This is a genomic window from Ruegeria profundi (assembly GCF_049800715.1).
Taxonomy (GTDB): domain Bacteria; phylum Pseudomonadota; class Alphaproteobacteria; order Rhodobacterales; family Rhodobacteraceae; genus Ruegeria; species Ruegeria profundi_A.
Genome location: NZ_JBNAFO010000007.1, coordinates 149321 through 166369, shown reverse-complemented (window position 1 = coordinate 166369; position 17049 = coordinate 149321). Strand labels below are relative to the sequence as shown.

19 protein-coding genes are annotated in these 17049 nt (G+C 59.3%); 12 read left to right on the top strand and 7 right to left on the bottom strand.

Annotated features, from left to right (window positions below; all coding sequences use genetic code 11):
- Window positions 1–8 precede the first annotated feature (8 nt).
- From ACP15L_RS13245 to ACP15L_RS13235, 3 genes are all read left to right on the top strand, one after another.
- Window positions 9–410 (top strand): DUF2160 domain-containing protein, encoded by a 402-nt coding sequence (locus ACP15L_RS13245; protein ID WP_170479008.1) that lies wholly within the window; start codon window positions 9–11, stop codon window positions 408–410.
- 65 nt (window positions 411–475) lie between these two features.
- Complete coding sequence (locus ACP15L_RS13240; RefSeq protein ID WP_170378547.1) at window positions 476–871, top strand: BlaI/MecI/CopY family transcriptional regulator; 396 nt, start codon at window positions 476–478, stop codon at window positions 869–871.
- Window positions 858–1955, top strand: coding sequence for a M56 family metallopeptidase (locus tag ACP15L_RS13235; protein WP_425084516.1), 1098 nt, complete (start codon window positions 858–860; stop codon window positions 1953–1955). The genes ACP15L_RS13240 and ACP15L_RS13235 overlap by 14 nt, the downstream gene beginning before the upstream one ends.
- A gap of 15 nt (window positions 1956–1970) precedes the next feature.
- Here ACP15L_RS13235 and urtE read toward each other — a convergent pair whose 3' ends face one another.
- The 5 genes from urtE to urtA form a co-directional block, all read right to left on the bottom strand.
- Complete coding sequence (urtE, locus tag ACP15L_RS13230; protein WP_425084515.1) at window positions 1971–2666, bottom strand: urea ABC transporter ATP-binding subunit UrtE; 696 nt, start codon at window positions 2664–2666, stop codon at window positions 1971–1973.
- Window positions 2667–2669: 3 nt separating this feature from the next.
- Entirely contained in the window at window positions 2670–3410 is a 741-nt protein-coding gene (gene urtD / locus ACP15L_RS13225; RefSeq protein WP_425084514.1) for an urea ABC transporter ATP-binding protein UrtD, read from the bottom strand.
- Complete coding sequence (urtC, locus tag ACP15L_RS13220; protein WP_170378539.1) at window positions 3407–4636, bottom strand: urea ABC transporter permease subunit UrtC; 1230 nt, start codon at window positions 4634–4636, stop codon at window positions 3407–3409. Before urtC ends, urtD begins: the two co-directional genes overlap by 4 nt.
- A 3-nt stretch (window positions 4637–4639) precedes the next feature.
- Window positions 4640–6592 carry an urea ABC transporter permease subunit UrtB gene (gene urtB / locus ACP15L_RS13215; protein WP_425084513.1) on the bottom strand — a complete coding sequence of 651 codons (1953 nt, stop codon included), beginning with the start codon at window positions 6590–6592 and terminating at the stop codon, window positions 4640–4642.
- Window positions 6593–6653: 61 nt separating this feature from the next.
- Window positions 6654–7934: an urea ABC transporter substrate-binding protein gene (gene urtA, locus ACP15L_RS13210; protein ID WP_170378535.1), complete on the bottom strand. Its 1281-nt coding sequence runs from the start codon at window positions 7932–7934 to the stop codon at window positions 6654–6656.
- Window positions 7935–8377: 443 nt separating this feature from the next.
- Here urtA and ACP15L_RS13205 point away from each other — a divergent pair, with 443 nt between their 5' ends.
- The 8 genes from ACP15L_RS13205 to ureG are packed head-to-tail and all read left to right on the top strand — an operon-like array spanning window position 8378 to window position 13419.
- Window positions 8378–9151, top strand: a complete 774-nt coding sequence (locus tag ACP15L_RS13205) for an urease accessory protein UreD (protein WP_425084512.1) — start codon at window positions 8378–8380, stop codon at window positions 9149–9151.
- 1 nt (window position 9152) lies between these two features.
- Window positions 9153–9455, top strand: a complete 303-nt coding sequence (locus ACP15L_RS13200) for an urease subunit gamma (RefSeq protein ID WP_170378531.1) — start codon at window positions 9153–9155, stop codon at window positions 9453–9455.
- 15 nt (window positions 9456–9470) lie between these two features.
- Complete coding sequence (locus ACP15L_RS13195) at window positions 9471–9632, top strand: hypothetical protein (RefSeq protein WP_209253325.1); 162 nt, start codon at window positions 9471–9473, stop codon at window positions 9630–9632.
- Window positions 9629–9934, top strand: a complete 306-nt coding sequence (locus tag ACP15L_RS13190; RefSeq protein WP_425084511.1) for an urease subunit beta — start codon at window positions 9629–9631, stop codon at window positions 9932–9934. Before ACP15L_RS13195 ends, ACP15L_RS13190 begins: the two co-directional genes overlap by 4 nt.
- Window positions 9934–11694, top strand: a complete 1761-nt coding sequence (gene ureC / locus ACP15L_RS13185; protein WP_170478982.1) for an urease subunit alpha — start codon at window positions 9934–9936, stop codon at window positions 11692–11694. Before ACP15L_RS13190 ends, ureC begins: the two co-directional genes overlap by 1 nt.
- Window positions 11695–11712: 18 nt before the next feature.
- Window positions 11713–12165, top strand: a complete 453-nt coding sequence (gene ureE, locus ACP15L_RS13180; RefSeq protein WP_170378524.1) for an urease accessory protein UreE — start codon at window positions 11713–11715, stop codon at window positions 12163–12165.
- Entirely contained in the window at window positions 12149–12802 is a 654-nt protein-coding gene (locus tag ACP15L_RS13175) for an urease accessory protein UreF (protein ID WP_425084510.1), read from the top strand. Before ureE ends, ACP15L_RS13175 begins: the two co-directional genes overlap by 17 nt.
- Window positions 12799–13419 carry an urease accessory protein UreG gene (gene ureG / locus ACP15L_RS13170; protein WP_170461571.1) on the top strand — a complete coding sequence of 207 codons (621 nt, stop codon included), beginning with the start codon at window positions 12799–12801 and terminating at the stop codon, window positions 13417–13419. The genes ACP15L_RS13175 and ureG overlap by 4 nt, the downstream gene beginning before the upstream one ends.
- Window positions 13420–13502: 83 nt before the next feature.
- On the opposite strand, the gene ACP15L_RS13165 is transcribed toward ureG, so the two are convergent.
- On the bottom strand, window positions 13503–14537 hold the full coding sequence (locus ACP15L_RS13165; protein ID WP_425084509.1) for an NADP-dependent oxidoreductase: 1035 nt from the start codon (window positions 14535–14537) through the stop codon (window positions 13503–13505).
- 395 nt (window positions 14538–14932) lie between these two features.
- Here ACP15L_RS13165 and ACP15L_RS13160 point away from each other — a divergent pair, with 395 nt between their 5' ends.
- Window positions 14933–16060: a TauD/TfdA family dioxygenase gene (locus ACP15L_RS13160; protein WP_425084508.1), complete on the top strand. Its 1128-nt coding sequence runs from the start codon at window positions 14933–14935 to the stop codon at window positions 16058–16060.
- Between the two features lie 45 nt (window positions 16061–16105).
- Here ACP15L_RS13160 and ACP15L_RS13155 read toward each other — a convergent pair whose 3' ends face one another.
- Complete coding sequence (locus ACP15L_RS13155; protein WP_425084507.1) at window positions 16106–17023, bottom strand: GlxA family transcriptional regulator; 918 nt, start codon at window positions 17021–17023, stop codon at window positions 16106–16108.
- Window positions 17024–17049 lie beyond the last annotated feature (26 nt).

The window sequence follows — 17049 nt, the reverse complement described above, 5'->3', positions numbered from 1 at the left end:
GGTTCGATATGCGCAAACTTCTTATCATCCTTCCCTTCCTGCCCTCTGTGGCATTTGCCCAGCAGGCGGGTTGGGGCAGCGTCGGCCAACAAGAGGAAAAAGGCTTTTCGTGGACCGATCCGCTTTGGCCTGATTTCTGGATGGCATGGACGCCAGCCACGCTGGCGCTGTTTGTGGGCATCTTCTCGGCCATTGCCCTGATCGGCGTGCTCGAAGGGTTCAAATTCCGCGACGGCATCGAACGCAAGGGCGTGCTGGGTCTGACCACAACGCTGGGCGACCGCTTGTTCATCACGCTGCTTGGCTCGGCCTATATCTTTCTGGCCTGGCTCGGTTTCGTGGGCCAGCCGGTCTGGACACCGCTGTTTCTGTCCATCGGCTGGGGTTTCTTCGTTTTCTGGAAAGTTTAGGCTTTGACAAAACACGAAAGGATGCTTGTCTGACAGGCACACCAATCATGACGACACCGAGATCGATGCGTAAGAAAAAGACGACAAATCTGCTGACCGAGGTTGAACTGGAGTTCATGAACGAGCTTTGGGCCCTAGGGGAAGGCTCGGTGCGTGATGTGTTGGACCGCCTGCCGCCGGAGCGGAATCTGGCGTATACTTCAGGTGCAACGATTCTGCGTATTCTCGACGAAAAAGGTTTTGTCGAAAGCCGCAAGGACGGAAAAACCCTGATCTACAGCCCGCTTCTGGACAAGGATCGGTACCAGGCCCGCTCGCTTCAGAATCTCTCGCGGACGTTGTTTGACAACACACCAGCCTCGCTGGTGGCGCGCTTGGTGGATGATGCGGGTCTGAGCGAGGCGGATCTTGAGGATATTCGGGCATTGGTAGAAAGGAGACTGCAAAATGACAGCGGTTAAGCCGGTTCTCGATGCCTATCTCGAACTGAATTTTGTTCTGATCCTATCGGTCGTGTTGTGGTTCGCAGCCCGATTTGTCCTGTCGCGAACCTCGATGCGACTGTCCTTTTCCGATCAGTTTCGCCTGCTCAGAGCTCTGGTGCTTTGCCTTATGCTCAGCCCGGTGCTGGCCTTTGGGGTGGCGCATCTGTTCGAACTCGTCTGGCCCGGTCAGCCAATGGCCATCGGCGACGTAGCCGTTGCGGCCTATCTGAGGGGTGAGATCGCGCTGCCTGCAACCCAGTTTGAAACGCTTTTGAACACGCGCCAGCGCTGGGTCGAGGCTGCTTTGGATGGTAGCTCAGTCTGGGCGATAGCCACACTTGCGGCTTTGGCATTCGTCTCGGCCATGCTGGTCATCCGCGTGATCTGGGCTGCGTTGCAAATTCGTCAGACGGTGCTGGACAGTTTCCTGTGGAAACGTTCGGCCAAAGTGGATGTCCGCCTTTCGGATCACATCAAAGTTCCTTTCGCTGTCCGGGGCCTGCGCCGTCGTCACGTAATCCTGCCCAGCAACCTGCTGAACGATCGCCACGAATTGCGGTTCGCGATTGCCCATGAGTTCCAGCATGTTCGCAGCGGCGACGTCGAATGGGAACTTGTGCTGGAGTTTCTGCGCCCGCTGTTCTTCTGGAATCCGGCCTATCACATCCTGCGCTATCAGTTCGAGCGGCTGCGCGAGCTTGGCTGCGATCAGGCCATTGTGGCCAGACGCAGACTGGATACGGTGGACTATGCCAAATGCCTGCTGGACTACTGCGCCCGCACCGTCTCGCGTGAGCGTCCGCAGGTCCTGAATGTTGCGCTGGTCAATGGGAACAAGGCGAAGCGGGTGCTGAGACAGCGTGTGATCGCTTTGGCGGACGGACCCAAAGGAGGGCATCCCTTGCATGCGATGGTCCTGTCTTTCAGCCTGATCTTTGCGATCGTGTTGGCTTGGGGCTCGGCCAGTTTGCGCGAGACCGACGGGTGGAGCCAAGACCGGCTTATGCTTTCAACCGTGGTCAACCTTGAGCGGCTGGAACGTCGCAACAGCGGCAACTGACAAGTGACGTCTCGGTCAGACCGAGACGCCTTGAAGGACTTGATCCCGTGACACATCCTGCTTGCGGCCTTCCAGCAGGATTTCTCCCCGACGTAGCACGACAAACCGGTCGGCGAGGTCGTAGGCAAAGTCGAAATACTGCTCGACCAGAAGGATCGCCATCTGGCCCTGATCGCGCAGATGGCGGATCACTTCGCCGATCTGCTGGATGATGTTGGGCTGAATGCCCTCGGTGGGTTCGTCCAGCAACAAAAGCCGGGGTTTCGTGATCAGTGCCCGGGCAATAGCAAGTTGTTGTTGCTGGCCGCCGGATAGATCTCCACCGCGCCGATGCTGCATCTGGGCCAGAACCGGGAACAAACCAAAGATCTCATCCGGCACGAAATGTTCAGCTGCGGGAAGGCAGGCGAACCCGGTTTCGAGGTTCTCGCGCACTGTTAGCAGCGGAAAGATCTCGCGCCCCTGCGGCACATAAGCGACACCTTTCCAGGCCATCTGATGCGCAGGCAGCGGGCCAAGATCTTCACCATCCAGTATCAGCGATCCGCCAGAGCGGGGATGGGTGCCCGAGATCGCCTTGATCAGGCTGGTCTTGCCGACCCCGTTGGTGCCCATCACGCAGGTCACCTCACCCCTCTCGGCCTCCATCGAGATACCGTTGAGGATTTGTGAATGGCCATAGTGCAGGGTCAGATCGTTCAGTTTCAGCATCGCTCAACGCCCCAGATAGACGTCGATGACGTCCTGATTTGATGTCACATGGTCCAGAGACCCCTCGGCCAGAACCGATCCTTCATGCAGGACGGTGACCTTGCAGTTCAGGCGGCGGACGAATTCCATATCATGTTCGACGACCACAACGGCGCGGGTCTTGGCGGCTTGAACCAGCAGATCAGTTGTGTGTTCGCGCTCCTGCGGGGTCATCCCGGCGGCAGGCTCGTCAACCAGCAACAGACGCGGTTCCTGCGCCAGCAGCATCCCGATCTCGAGCCATTGTTTCTGCCCGTGGCTCAGCTCACCCGACTTGCGATCAAGTTCGTCCTTCAGGCCGATCTCATCGGCCAGTTCCTCGACCTTCTCCAGATCGTCTGTTGAGGGCCGATAAAATAGGACGCCCAGCCAACCGCGTTTGTTCTTCAGGGCCATCAGCAGGTTTTCTCTAACGCTTTGGTCCTCAAACACGGTGGGTTTCTGGAATTTCCGGCCAACCCCGGCCTGCGCGATTCTCGCCTCGCTCATCCGCAGCAGTGAGACTGATTTTTCCCCCCAGATCACACGGCCCTCGTCTGGTCGTGTCTTACCGGTGACGATGTCCATTAAGGTCGTCTTTCCAGCCCCGTTCGGGCCAATCACTGCGCGCAGTTCGGCCTCACCGATCTGGAAGGACAGATTGTTGATCGCACGGAACCCGTCGAAGGTGACCGAAACACCGCTTACCTCTAGCAGAGTGCTCATTCCGTTGCCTCCTTTTCGCGTAGGGCGCTGTCGTCGGGGCCAAGCGGCGCACCGTGGCGCTGCGGCGCACGGCGGTTGGTCCAGAGGTCGAACAGGCCACCGATACCCTTTGGTGCGAACAGAGTTACCAGTACGAAGGAGATGCCCAGCAGCACCTGCCACCAGTCGACCCATTTGATCGTGTAGAACCCAAGTGGGATATCAGGGGCCTGTCCGCCGGTGAACCATGTGCTGAGCAGGCTGACGAAAGCCGCCCCGATCACCGCACCATACAGGCGACCACGCCCACCAATGGCGACCCAAACGGCCAGATAGATCGAAGCGATGGGGGCCATCTCTTCGGGGTTGATGATCCCAGCTTGAGGGTAGTAGAGCGCGCCCGCGATGGCGGCGATACAGGCGGTCAGGGTGAACACGGCCAGTTTGTAGACCTCGACAGAATAGCCAAGGAATCGCACCCGCGCCTCATTATCTCGGATGCCACGGATGACCGACCCGAACTTGCCCGACACAACCCACGCCGCGAGTATATAGCCCAAGCCAAGGGCCAGCGCCGAGGCCCAAAGGAACCAGATCGACACCACGTCCTGCGAGGCGGTCACACCCGGCAGGTTCTGCAAGCCAGACAGGCCGTTATTGCCGCGCAATCCGCTGTCGTTCTGGAACAGGTAGAGGGCCAACGCCAGCGTCATGGCTTGGGTCAGGATCGACAGGTACACGCCCGTCACCCGGCTGCGGAAGGCCAGCCAGCCGAAGATCAGCGCCAGAAGTCCGGGCACCAAAACGACCAGTATCAGTTGCAGGGTCAGACTATGGGAAAAGGCCCAGATCAGCGGAAAATCCGATGATCCGACCACGCCAAAAATCTGTGTACCGATGGCGTCCACAACCTCGGACGGGGTAGGGGGGATTTCGGCTTGTGACAGAGACTCGACCACGATCAGGCGCGTGCGTTCGTACATCAGCCACATGCCGATCATGTAGCCTCCTAGCCCGAAGAAGGCGAAATGGCCCAGCGAGAGGATGCCGGTAAAGCCCCAGACCAGATCCATTGCCACGGCAATCAGGCACAGGCACAGGGTCTTGCCCAACGTCTTGACGAAACTGGTTGAGATCACGCCGATCCCGAACCCTTCGGACAGGACGGTCACGCCCAATGTGAACAGGGACAGGATGGCCAGAAAGACAAGTACGGAGGGGTTCTTGGCGACAAAGCTGCGTTCCATGGCTCAATCCCCCGCCGCGCGGCCTTTGAGGGCGATGATGCCCCGTGGCCGGAACTGGATGAAAATGATGATGAAGATGATCATGTAGGTCTGCGCCGCGAGGGTGTTCGACGGGTTCATCCACTCGATGCCCTTTTGCAGGAAGCCAATCATGCCTGCGCCCGCCAGCGCGCCCCAGATGTTGCCGACCCCGCCGACAACCACGGTCATGAAGCTTTGCACGATATAGTCGCTGCCCAGATCAGACGTGACCTTGGCGAACAGACCAATCGCAACCCCGGCGATCCCTGCGATGCCGGAACCAAGCCCGAAGGTCAGCATATTCAACCGCCCCGGATTGATCCCCATCGACCCCGCCATGCGTGGGTTCTGAGTCACCGCGCGCATTTCTAGCCCCAGCCGGGTGCGCTTCATGATGTAAAGGAAAAGTCCCAGAAAGATCAGCGCCAGAACGAAGATCGCGATACGGATATAGCTGATCGAGACCACATCGTTCAGCACCCACGCCCCGTCCAGCCAGCCGGGTGCGGTCAGCGGTCGGGCCTGCGTACCAAAGATGTTCTTGGCCAGCTGTTGGAGGGCAATCGAGATGCCGAACGTCGCCAGCAGCGTCTCCAACGGGCGCGAGTAGAGCCAGCGGATCACCAACCGCTCCATCGCGACGCCCATGGTGAAGGTGACCGCGAAGGCCATGGGGATGGCGACGATGATTGAGAGCGTATGGTCGGGGATGAACTGCTGCACGACGTAGCCGGTGTAGGCGCCCATCATGATGAACTCACCGTGGGCCATGTTGATCACACCCATCACGCCAAAGGTGATAGCCAGACCGATGGCAGCGAGGAAATAGATCGACGCCAATGAGATTGCGTCCAGTGTCAGATCGAGCGTCTGGTTCAGGCCGACCTTCAGCTCGATCTGTTCCAGCGCCTTTTCGGCTGCGGTTGTGATTTCGGGTGAGGGTTCGGCATAGGTCTCAAAGAAGACATGCGTTTCCAACGCAGAATCGATGTCGGCCTCGGTGATCAAAGCAGGCACGAGGCCGGCTTCGGCTAAAACAGCGTAAGCCTGAGCACGCGTGGTGTCAGAGTTCAGCTGCGCGACAGGAGTGCCCCCCACGCGGCCTCCGTCGATATTGGCGGCCAGTGCGGCGCGTATGTCGTCGGGCGATGTGCGCGGTGCGGCAAGTTCATTGGCAACCAACAGATCATATGCCTCATCCCGCGACAGGGTTTCTGATCCGGGATCTAGAATGGCGGCGATATTCGCATCAGAGGGCAGATCTGTGCCCGTATGTCGATTCGTCACGACCAAAGGGTTCAGAGCCGCGCGGACGTCCACCCCCAGATCGTCGGACATGTCTTCAATCGCAGCCACACGTGCTGCGGTATCTTCGTCGTAGCCGATGGTCAGCAACCGCTCGAGACGTTGCTTCTGCGCTTTCAGATCGGCATCGGGCTCGTCCTCAATCGAGGCGCGCAGCGGCACCAGCAGAGCGCCTTCGGGATCGCGTTGAATAGAAGTCAAAGCTGCCAGACGTTTTGCCCGGTCCGGGTCGGTCAGTTGGAACTGGACCAAAGCTGTTCCAATCATCGCGCGGATGCCGCTATTGGGTTTCAACTGCTTCAGGTCGGATTTCTCGAACGTTCCAACGACCTCTCCGGTGTCGAAATCGGTCAGCTCATACGAGCGGCCCTCGGCCTTTTTACCTGCAAAGAACAGGCCGTCCGACTTGCGCATCCACACGTCTTTGGCGGCCCATGTCTCAAGCATCACCTGCGCTTGCGGTAGACCGCTGCTGGCAATCGCATCAATCGCCGGTTTGATCGTCTTGCGCGAGCTTTTGGTGATGATTTCCTGATGCTCTTGCAGGATCGGTTGCAAACCGCTCTCTTGCGCATTGGCCGTTAGGCAGGCGCATAGGATTGCGAGACCCGCAAGGAATAGTCGTAACATGTGGTGAAACCCGAGGTGTCTTTAGGGCAAGGCGGGCGATGATACCCGCCTTGCGAGAAGGTTAGTAGTTCGACAGGGTCTGAACGCAGGTTTTGGTCTCGGTGTTGTACATACCGCAACCCAGGTCTTTCCAATCCGAGATCAGAACCGCCGATTCTGGCAGGAAGTCGGTCCATGCATCACCTGGAACGACGTCTGTTTCGCTGATGATATCGAACTGGCCATCTTCCTGAATCTCACCGATCAGAACCGGCTTGGCCAGGTGGTGGTTCGGCAGCATTACGGCAGTGCCACCTGTCAGATTCGGGAATTCCTGCCCGTACATGGCCGAGCGGACAGCGTCGACCTCGGTCGAGCCCGCCTCGGTCGCGGCGTTCACCCACATGTTGAAGCCGATGTAATGCGCCTCCATCGGGTCGTTGGTCACGCGGTCTTCACCCATGGTGGCTTTCCACGTCTCAACGAATTCGGCGTTCACGTCGGTATCTGCCGACTGGAAGTAGTTCCACGCGGCCAGGTGGCCGACCAGGTTGGTGGTATCCAGACCCGAGAGTTCTTCCTCACCGACTGAGAAGGCTACGACCGGGATGTCATCCGCCGAAACGCCCGCGGCCGCCAGCTCCTTGTAGAAGCCAATGTTTGCATCGCCATTGATGGTCGAGATCACGCCGACCTTCTTACCATCCGCACCCAGCGCAACAACGTCCGCCACGATCTTGGACCAGTCAGAGTGACCAAAGGGGGTGTAGTTGACGAAGATATCCTCGTCCGCGATGCCTTTACCCTTCAGATAGCTTTCCAGAATATTGTTGGTGGTCCTGGGGTAGACATAGTCTGTGCCGAGCAGAGCGAATTTCTCAACACCCAGCTCATCCAGGAAGTAGTCAGTCGCAGGGATCGCCTGCTGGTTCGGGGCGGCACCGGTGTAAAAGACGTTTTTCGAGGATTCTTCGCCTTCATACTGAACCGGGTAGAACAGCAGGCCGTTCAACTCTTCGATCACCGGCAGAACCGATTTCCGGCTAACCGAGGTCCAATTGCCAAAGATCACGTCCACTTCATGCACGGTCAGCAGCTCGCGCGCTTTTTCAGCAAATAGCGGCCAGTCCGAGGCCGGGTCGACAACAACCGCCTCAAGCTGTTTGCCCAGCAGGCCGCCCTTGGCGTTTTGCTGATCGATCAGCATCAGCATCGTGTCTTTCAGCGTCGTTTCCGAGATTGCCATCGTGCCGGACAGCGAATGCAGCACGCCAACCTTGATCGTGTCTTCAGCCGACAATGCTGCGGTGGCCATGGCAGCAAATACCATTGATCCGGCGAGCGTGGATTTGAGCGATTTCATGTAATCCTCCTGGGCGGGGCCGGGAGAGAGGGCTTGCACAAAGGCGCGTTTCTCTTCTACCTGATCCCCGCAACTGTTGTTGCGTTATCGTGTGGCGGTTGTGTTCGAGGTCCAATTCGCGCAGCCGTCACACACCCTTCGAGATGTTTCCCCCGACGAGCACCCATACGGTTTCTGCATCGCGGCAATCTTGGCAACCTGTCGGTCAGGTAAATGCAAGAATCAGCCGCATCTGATTAATTTTTAATCCATTGCCCGACTGTGTGCCAAAAATTTGGTCACCTGCATCGGTTTTGTGTTCGATTGCGACACCCAAGAATGGTTTTCCGCCATCCGAGGCCCGAAACACAGGGCATGAACTGACGCCTCGGGGGTGACCAATTACGCAACTTGCCCATATAACGCCCATCACGGACAAAACCCCTCCCCGTGCCAAGGGGGCCGTGTCGATCAGCACCAAGCCTTTGGGAAAGCGGTCTGTTCTGGACGTTTTCCGCCAATCTGGTTCCTTTAAGTGCCTGTTCCCACGTGCTGAATCGCGCGCGTTGGATGCGGTTCTGCTGAACACAGCCGGCGGCGTCACCGGTGGGGATGCGTTTCGGTTCTCCGGAACAGCTGGTGAAGGTACTACGCTGACGATGACGACGCAGGCCTGTGAGCGCGCTTACAAGGCGCAGCCCGGCCCCTATGGTCAGGTGGTCAATCAGCTGACCGTCGCGCCCGGTGCTCGCATGAACTGGATGCCGCAAGAGACAATCCTGTTTAACGGCAGTGCTCTGGATCGTCGACTATTGGTCGAAATGGAGCCGGACGCGACTCTGCTGATGGTCGAGCCTTTAGTCTTTGGGCGCGCAGCGATGGGCGAATCTCTGACCGATATCCGTCTGCGGGACCGGATCGAAATTCGGCGCGGCGGAGTCCCTCTGTTCTTGGATACAATGCGATTTGACGGCGACATGCACGCCCATCTCGCGAAACCTCATATCGCAGACGGGGCGGGTGCAATGGCGCTCGTCGTCTTTGCCTGCAGTTCGGCCGAAGGGCACTTGGACACGGTGCGCCAGATGCTGCCCGACACGGCGGGTGCCACGCTGATCCAAAACGATCTGCTGGTGATCCGGATGCTGGCCGAAAACAGCTTTGCCCTGCGCCGCGCGCTGATGCCGGTTCTGCGGCAACTCAACAACAACACTCTTCCCCGATGCTGGATGATCTGAGATGAACCTGACCCCTCGTGAAAAAGACAAACTGATGGTCGCCATGGCCGCCGAAGTTGCCCGCAAGCGCCTTGCCCGAGGCGTCAGACTGAACCACCCCGAGGCCATCGCCCTGATCACCGACGCTGTGGTCGAAGGTGCGCGCGACGGTCGTTCTGTGGCTGACATGATGCAGGCCGGAGCCGAAGTGATCACCCGGGATCAATGCATGGAGGGCGTGCCCGAGATGATCCACGAGGTTCAAGTCGAAGCCACCTTTCCCGACGGCACCAAGCTTGTGACCGTCCACAACCCCATTCGCTAACAAAGGAACCAAGATATGACCCGTATGCTTTTCCCCGCCCTGATCGTTGCAGGCCCTGCCGCCGCCCACACCGATACGCATATCCATGCCCACGGCACGGACTACGCGACCCTTGGCGTTGGTCTGGCAGTTGTCGCAGTGGCCGCGATCGCGCTGATGGTAAAGTTGAACAAATGATCCCCGGAGAGCTGTTCCCGGCCGAGGGTGAGATCACCCTGAACGCAAGCGCAGAGGCGATCACCCTGATGGTCGCCAATACCGGCGATCGCCCTGTTCAGGTCGGCTCGCACTATCATTTCGCCGAAACCAACCCGGCGCTCGACTTTGACCGTGCAGCTGCACACGGGCTGCGCCTGGACATCGCGCCGGGCACCGCCGTTCGGTTCGAGCCCGGTCAGGCGCGCGAGGTCTCGCTGATCCCGATCGGCGGCGCGCGTAAGGTCTATGGGTTCAATCAAAAGGTCATGGGGTCGCTCTGATGCCAGCAACAATCAAACGTTCTGACTATGCTGCCATGTTCGGCCCGACCACCGGCGACAAGCTGCGGCTGGCCGATACCGATCTGGTGATCGAGGTCGAACGCGACCTGACCGCTGAACGTGCGGGCGCTGCCGCTACCGGTGGGACGGGCGACAATGCGCTGCTCTACGGCGAAGAGGTCAAGTTCGGCGGCGGCAAGGTGATCCGCGATGGGATGGGGCAGTCTCAGGCCACTCGGGCCGAGGGGGCCGTGGATACGGTTATCACCAATGCGCTGATCGTCGACCACTCGGGTATCTACAAGGCGGATGTGGGTCTGAAAGACGGGCGTATCGCCAAGATCGGCAAGGCCGGGAATCCCGATACTCAGCCCGGCGTCGATATCATCATCGGTCCCGGCACCGAGGCCATCGCAGGCGAGGGGCGCATCCTGACCGCTGGGGGCTTTGACAGCCATATCCACTTTATCTGCCCGCAACAGATCGAGGATGCGCTGCATTCCGGCCTGACCACTATGCTGGGCGGCGGTACCGGCCCTGCGCATGGCACTCTGGCCACCACCTGCACACCGGGCCCATGGCATATCGGGCGTATGTTACAAGCCGCCGACGCGTTCCCGATGAACCTGGCCTTTGCGGGCAAGGGCAACGCTTCGCTGCCCGCCGCGCTGGAGGAACAGGTCAACGCAGGTGCCTGCGCTCTGAAACTGCATGAGGATTGGGGCACGACCCCCGCCGCCATCGATTGCTGCCTCTCGGTGGCCGACGCTATGGATGTGCAAGTCATGATCCATACCGACACGCTGAACGAATCCGGCTTTGTCGAGAACACCGTGGGCGCCATGAAGGGCCGCACGATCCACGCCTTCCACACCGAAGGCGCAGGCGGTGGCCACGCCCCCGATATCATAAAGATCTGCGGCGAAAACCACGTTTTGCCGTCGTCAACCAACCCCACACGGCCTTTCACTGTGAACACGGTGGAAGAGCATCTGGATATGTTGATGGTGTGCCACCACCTCGACAAATCCATCCCCGAGGACGTGGCCTTTGCCGAAAGCCGCATCCGGCGTGAGACGATTGCGGCCGAGGACATCCTCCACGACATGGGCGCTTTCAGTATCATCGCCTCGGACAGTCAGGCTATGGGCCGTGTGGGAGAAGTTCTGATCCGCACGTGGCAAACTGCGGACAAGATGAAAAAACAACGCGGCCGCCTGCCCGACGAGACAGGTGACAACGACAACCTGCGGGTCCGTCGTTACATCGCGAAATACACCATCAACCCGGCGATTGCGCATGGCCTGAGCCATCAGATCGGCAGTATCGAGGAAGGCAAACGCGCCGATCTGGTCCTGTGGAACCCGGCCTTTTTCGGGGTGAAGCCCGAGATGGTGTTGTTGGGTGGCACCATCGCCTGTGCGCAGATGGGCGACCCGAATGCCTCGATCCCAACGCCGCAGCCGGTCTATAGCCGCCCTATGTTTGGAGCATACGGCCGGTCGGTTGAGAACTCGGCGATCACATTTGTCTCGGAGGCCGCGCAAGCGGGCGGGATCGGTGATACACTGGGACTGGCGAAACAAACCGTCGCCGTGCGCAACACGCGCGATATCGGCAAGCAGGATTTGCTGCTGAATGATGCAACGCCCCAGATCGAGGTTGACCCGGAAACCTATGAGGTCCGAGCCGATGGGGAGCTGCTCACCTGTCAACCTGCCGAAGTGCTGCCGATGGCGCAGCGCTATTTCATGTTCTGATTTGAAAAGGAGGCCACGATGACCACTGCGATCAAAACCGCCCGTATCTATCACGATCACCACCACGATCCGGCGCATGCTCAGGTCTCGCTGGACTATGACGGGCGTTTCCTGCGCCGTAAAATGCTGGCCACCGATGATGGTGAGTCCTTTTTGGTCGATCTGGCGCACACGAAATCCCTCGACCATGGCGGGGTTCTGGTGCTGGAGGATGGGCGCGAGATTGAAATCATCGCCGCCCCGGAAGAGTTGCTGGAAATCAGCGGGGACAATTTGCTGCACCTCGCGTGGCATATTGGCAATCGCCACACGCCTTGTCAGATCGAAGCCGACCGGCTTCTGATACAACGCGATCATGTCATTCGCGATATGCTGCTGAAATTAGGGGCCGAAATCCAAGAGGTCGTTGAACCCTTCACCCCCGAAGGCGGCGCTTATGGTCATGGCAGGACACATGGCCACGCCCACTAATTCTGATATCCTGACCTTGGTACAGTGGTTGTCTCCGGCCTATCCGGTTGGCGGCTTCGCATATTCTCATGGGTTGGAGGCCGCGATCGAACTCGGTTCGGTTGCCAGCCCTAAGGATACGGGCGCCTGGGTATCGAACGTATTGGAGCATGGCTCTGGCTGGAACGACGCGCTTTTTCTGGGGGCGGCTTACGCCGCCGAAACCCCGATCGACCTGACCGACATCGACGCCACAGCCCGCGTGTTCAGCGCCTCATCCGAGCGGTTGATGGAAACCAGTTTGCTCGGGCAGGCGTTTGGAGCCGTGACCGGGGATGTCTGGGGCTTGGACTTGCAGCACCTGACCTATCCAGTGGCGGTAGGGCGCGCGGCACGATTGCAGAATTTGCCGTTGCCGTTGGTTACTGAGATGTTCCTGCAGGCGTTCCTGAGCAATCTGGTCGCCTGCGCAACGCGTCTTGTTCCCTTGGGGCAAACCGATGCGCAGCGGCTGATACGGGACCTAACGCCCCTCTGCACAACGATTGCCGCAAAGGCGCGGGACGCGGGTCTGGAGGACCTGAGTTCGACGGCGTTCCTGCCGGATATCGCGGCAATGAAGCATGAAACCCAGTATTCAAGGATTTTCCGAACATGAGCAGTACGAACGGCCCCCTTCGCGTCGGCATCGGAGGCCCTGTTGGCGCGGGCAAAACCACCCTGACCGCCGCGTTGTCTGAGGCGCTACGCGATGTCTGTTCGGTGGGTGTGATCACCAACGACATCTACACCCAAGAGGACGCCGAGGCGCTGATGCGGATGCAGATCCTGCCTCAGGACAGGATCATCGGCGTTGAAACCGGCGGTTGCCCGCATACCGCGATCCGTGAGGACGCCTCGATCAACCTTGCGGCTGTGGCCGAGATGCAGTCGCGCCACCCGGAGATTGAGGTCGTGCTGATCGAAAGCGGCGGCGATAACCTGTCGGCCACGTTCAGCCCGGAATTGGCGGATGTGACGCTCTATGTGATTGATGTTGCTGCGGGCGAAGAAATCCCGCGCAAGGGGGGGCCTGCGATCACGAAATCGGATCTGTTGATCATCAACAAAACCGATCTCGCCCCGCATGTGGGCGCGTCGCTTGAGGTGATGCAGGAAGACGCCACACGCATGCGCAAGGGGCGGCCGTTCTTGTTCGCCTCGCTGCGTCAACGGCAGGGCGTGCCCGAAATCGTCAGCGCACTGGCTGCGATTGGTGGGCTTGAAACGGCTTGAAGGAGAGCAGTCGCCGCTGCTCGGCGCGGCGACTGTCATTTCTAATTCGGAGTGGGGTGCCAACTGGATGTTGGCCGGGGCAATCAGGCCCCGACATTCACAACCATCTTGCCGAAATTCTCACCGCGCAGCAGCTGGTTCAGTGCCTCGGGCGCGGCCTCTAGCCCCTCGACCATGTGCTCGCGATATTTGACCGATCCGTCCTGAATCCAGCCGGTCATATCCCGGACGAACTCCTTGTAGAGCGAGGCTGGGAAGCTGTCGAAGATGATGAAGCCCTGAGCCTTCACTTTCATCCGCAGCAGCGTGCCCATGATCGCAGGCCCCATATCCGGGCCATCCGGCAAGCCGGGCAGGTTGTACCACGAGACCACGCCGCAGATCGGGATGCGCGCAAAAGCGTTCAGCAGGGGCAGTACGCCATATAGAACCTTGCCGCCGACATTTTCGAAGTAGACATCAATCCCATCCGGGCAGGCGGCCCGTAACTGATCAGCAAAGTCGGCGGTTTTGTGGTCGACACAGGCGTCGAAGCCCAGATTTTCCACCACATGCGCGCATTTCTCGGCCCCGCCCGCAACACCGACGACCCGGCACCCTTTGATTTTGGCAATCTGCCCGACGGTTGCGCCGACCGGGCCGGAAGCGGCGGCAACGACTACGGTTTCTCCGGGTTTGGGCTCGCCGATCTGTAGCAACCCGGCATAAGCGGTGTAGCCGGGCATACCCAGAATACCCAATGCCCAGGACGGGTTTTGCGGCGCTTTGCCCATGTTTATGACCTCGGTTCCGTCCGAGATCGCGTAGTCCTGCCAACCGCTGCCAGACAGTACGTAGTCGCCCACCTCGAAACCGTCGAGGTTCGAGGTCACAACCTCTCCCACAACTTGTCCGGTCATAACCCCACCAATCGCCACAGGCTCGGCATAGGATTTTGCGTCATTCATCCGCCCGCGCATATACGGGTCCAGTGACAAGTAGCAGGTGCGGACCAGCATCTCGCCCGCGCCCGGAGTGGGGATTTCCGTACTCGCCAGCCGCAGCGTATTGCCATCGGGTTCCCCCTTGGGGCGTTCGTTCAGAACGATGCGGCGGTTTGTGTCTGCGGTCTGGGGCATGGTCTTGTCTCTCTGCTGAGTCTGGTTTGTCGCGTCGGCGCGTCACAAGCGTCGGGTCGTCGGTTTTTGTCACACCGTTCTGTATTTCAGGCGGCGCGTCAATCTTTTCACACCTTTCGTGCCGCAGGGTTTGCTCAGCAAAACAGCAGGGTTGAAGTTTGCCGCAGGCTCTACGTTTGCCGGCACGTTTTCCGTTTGACTGCGCCGCAAAACAATTTAAGCCTTCGCAAAGAGATAGCCCCCAATCCAGACCTTCGCATGCCATCTAGCTTAGAAATACCAGCGACGTTGGGCCGCCGACCCGGGCATCCCTACAGGAAGGCCTATGATTGGTGGCCGCCCCCATCCCAGCGCTGAGATTGAACCCGAATTTCAACTCAACGCGAAAGACTAACATGACAACTCAAACTCTCTCGAAACCGGTTCAGGTTGAACTGGCCGAAACACATGTGCGTATCACCTGGCCCGACCATATGACCGGGGATTTCCCGTTCATCTGGCTGCGCGAAAACGACCCCGCTGGGTTCCACCCACAGACGCAGGAGCGCCTGACCGACCTCACCGCCATTGCGCTGGATATCAAACCCGCGCAGGCATTCCAGTCCGACAACAGCCTGCATGTTGTTTGGGCCAAAGATCAGGCGCCCACCGTTTTTGATCTGGACTGGCTACGCGATCGCCGTCCGGGCCAGCCGGCTTTTGATCCGGCCGATACCGGTATTGTCACATGGCGGGCTGAACTTTCGCCCGCCGGTGTCCCGCGTGCGAACGCCGATGGAGTGCTGACACAGGACAGTGCTTTGAAGGACTGGCTGATCGCCGCGCGTCAATACGGGTTGAGCATCGTGGACCATCTGGCCGACAGCACCGAGGCTGGCATGGATGTCGCGCGCCGGATCGGCTTTTTGCGCGAGACCAATTTTGGACTGACTTTCGAGGTCAAATCCAAACCCAACCCAAACAACCTCGCCTATACGCCGGTTGCGCTGCCGCTACACACCGACCTGACCAATCAGGAACTGCCTCCGGGGTTCCAGTTCCTGCACTGTCTCGCCAATGAGGCAGAGGGCGGTGAGTCGTTGTTCTGCGACGGCTATGCGGTGGCAGAGGACCTGAAATTGGAGGATCCCGATGCCTTTGACGCCCTGTGCGACATCTCGATCCCGTTCCGGTTCCATGATGGAGAAACGGACATCCGCTCGCGTAAACGGGTCATCACCTGCGATGAAAACGGCGACGTGATCGAGATCTGCTTCAACGCGCATCTGGCGGATTTCCTTGATATCGAGCCCGCTCTGATGCCGCGCTACTACCGCGCCTATCAGAAGTTCATGGCGATGACGCGCGACCCCAAATACCTGCTTCAGCTCAAGCTGAAGGGGGGAGAAATGGTGGTCTTTGACAACCGTCGTGTACTGCATGGGCGGTCGTCCTTCGATCCCAATACAGGCCACCGTCACCTGCACGGCTGCTATGTGGACCGTGGTGAATTCGAAAGTCGCTTACGCGTTCTGTCGCGTTAAGCGACTGACATAAAAGCAGCGCCGTCTTGGGGCGGCGCTGTCCCTCTACACCCTGTTGCGGAAGGCCGAGGGGGTCTGCCCGAACTCGGCCTTGAAAGCACGGGTCATCGCGCTGGCGTTCTCGTAGCCCGACCGGCTGGCGATCTCGGCGATGGATTGCTCGGTCTCTTCAGTCAACCTGCGCGCAAGGTTCAGACGCAACCGACGATAGAGCGCTTGCGGTGTAGTTTTCAGGTCCGCCTGAACGCGCGTTTCCAGCCGTTTCTGAGTGCAGCCCGCTTTGCGCGCGACCTGCGTGATCGACAGCGGCGTTTCAAGGTTCGCCTGCATGATAGCCAGGGCGCGATTCACCAGAGTGTCTTCGGTTTGCATCGGTAGGGCATAGTGGTCGCTTCGGCCACGGCTCATAAACAGATGGGCGACCTCCATTGACAACAGCGGGCCGTGATCCTTGCGGACAAGCGCAAGCGCTAGATCAAACGCCGCCATCGCCCCGGAACAGGTCAGACGGGCGCCATCAACGACGTAGCGCTCTTGCACGACGTCCACAGCGGGAAAGGCTTCTTCAAATCTGGAAAGCTCGTCCCAGTGAATGGTCGCCTGGTGTCCATCCAATAACCCGGCCCGCGCCATCAACCAACTACCTGTGTCAAGCCCCGCCACCTGTGCGTGCCTTTTTGCAGCCGCCAACAAGGCGCGCAGGGTTTTGGGCTTGCCCAATTGCAAGAACCCGTAGGAGGGCATCACGACCAGAACATCCCCTCGCTGGTCGGTCAGGGCGACATCCGGCGTCACCGCAAGCCCGCTGGAGCTTTGAACGGATTCTCCGTCAACAGAGCAGAACCGCCACTCATACAAAGACTGCCGGGACAGAGTGTTGGCCGCCCGCAGAGGCTCGACCATGTTGGCGAGGCAGTGGTTCGAGAACCCATCGAACAGCAGAATGTTAAATCTGTGACTCAAAATTTTACCAACTCTGCACGACAAGA

Bases quoted from the DNA above. Each gene is read 5' to 3' on its own strand.
- urtE (WP_425084515.1), bottom strand. From the start codon at position 2,666: ATGCTGAAACTGAACGATCTGACCCTGCACTATGGCCATTCACAAATC.
- ACP15L_RS13245 (WP_170479008.1), top strand. From the start codon at position 9: ATGCGCAAACTTCTTATCATCCTTCCCTTCCTGCCCTCTGTGGCATTT.
- ACP15L_RS13240 (WP_170378547.1), top strand. From the start codon at position 476: ATGCGTAAGAAAAAGACGACAAATCTGCTGACCGAGGTTGAACTGGAG.
- ACP15L_RS13160 (WP_425084508.1), top strand. From the start codon at position 14,933: ATGACAACTCAAACTCTCTCGAAACCGGTTCAGGTTGAACTGGCCGAA.
- ACP15L_RS13195 (WP_209253325.1), top strand. From the start codon at position 9,471: ATGACCCGTATGCTTTTCCCCGCCCTGATCGTTGCAGGCCCTGCCGCC.
- ureG (WP_170461571.1), top strand. From the start codon at position 12,799: ATGAGCAGTACGAACGGCCCCCTTCGCGTCGGCATCGGAGGCCCTGTT.
- ACP15L_RS13175 (WP_425084510.1), top strand. From the start codon at position 12,149: ATGGCCACGCCCACTAATTCTGATATCCTGACCTTGGTACAGTGGTTG.
- urtB (WP_425084513.1), bottom strand. From the start codon at position 6,592: ATGTTACGACTATTCCTTGCGGGTCTCGCAATCCTATGCGCCTGCCTA.
- ACP15L_RS13235 (WP_425084516.1), top strand. From the start codon at position 858: ATGACAGCGGTTAAGCCGGTTCTCGATGCCTATCTCGAACTGAATTTT.
- ACP15L_RS13200 (WP_170378531.1), top strand. From the start codon at position 9,153: ATGAACCTGACCCCTCGTGAAAAAGACAAACTGATGGTCGCCATGGCC.
- ACP15L_RS13190 (WP_425084511.1), top strand. From the start codon at position 9,629: ATGATCCCCGGAGAGCTGTTCCCGGCCGAGGGTGAGATCACCCTGAAC.
- ureE (WP_170378524.1), top strand. From the start codon at position 11,713: ATGACCACTGCGATCAAAACCGCCCGTATCTATCACGATCACCACCAC.
- urtA (WP_170378535.1), bottom strand. From the start codon at position 7,934: ATGAAATCGCTCAAATCCACGCTCGCCGGATCAATGGTATTTGCTGCC.
- ACP15L_RS13165 (WP_425084509.1), bottom strand. From the start codon at position 14,537: ATGCCCCAGACCGCAGACACAAACCGCCGCATCGTTCTGAACGAACGC.
- urtC (WP_170378539.1), bottom strand. From the start codon at position 4,636: ATGGAACGCAGCTTTGTCGCCAAGAACCCCTCCGTACTTGTCTTTCTG.
- ureC (WP_170478982.1), top strand. From the start codon at position 9,934: ATGCCAGCAACAATCAAACGTTCTGACTATGCTGCCATGTTCGGCCCG.
- urtD (WP_425084514.1), bottom strand. From the start codon at position 3,410: ATGAGCACTCTGCTAGAGGTAAGCGGTGTTTCGGTCACCTTCGACGGG.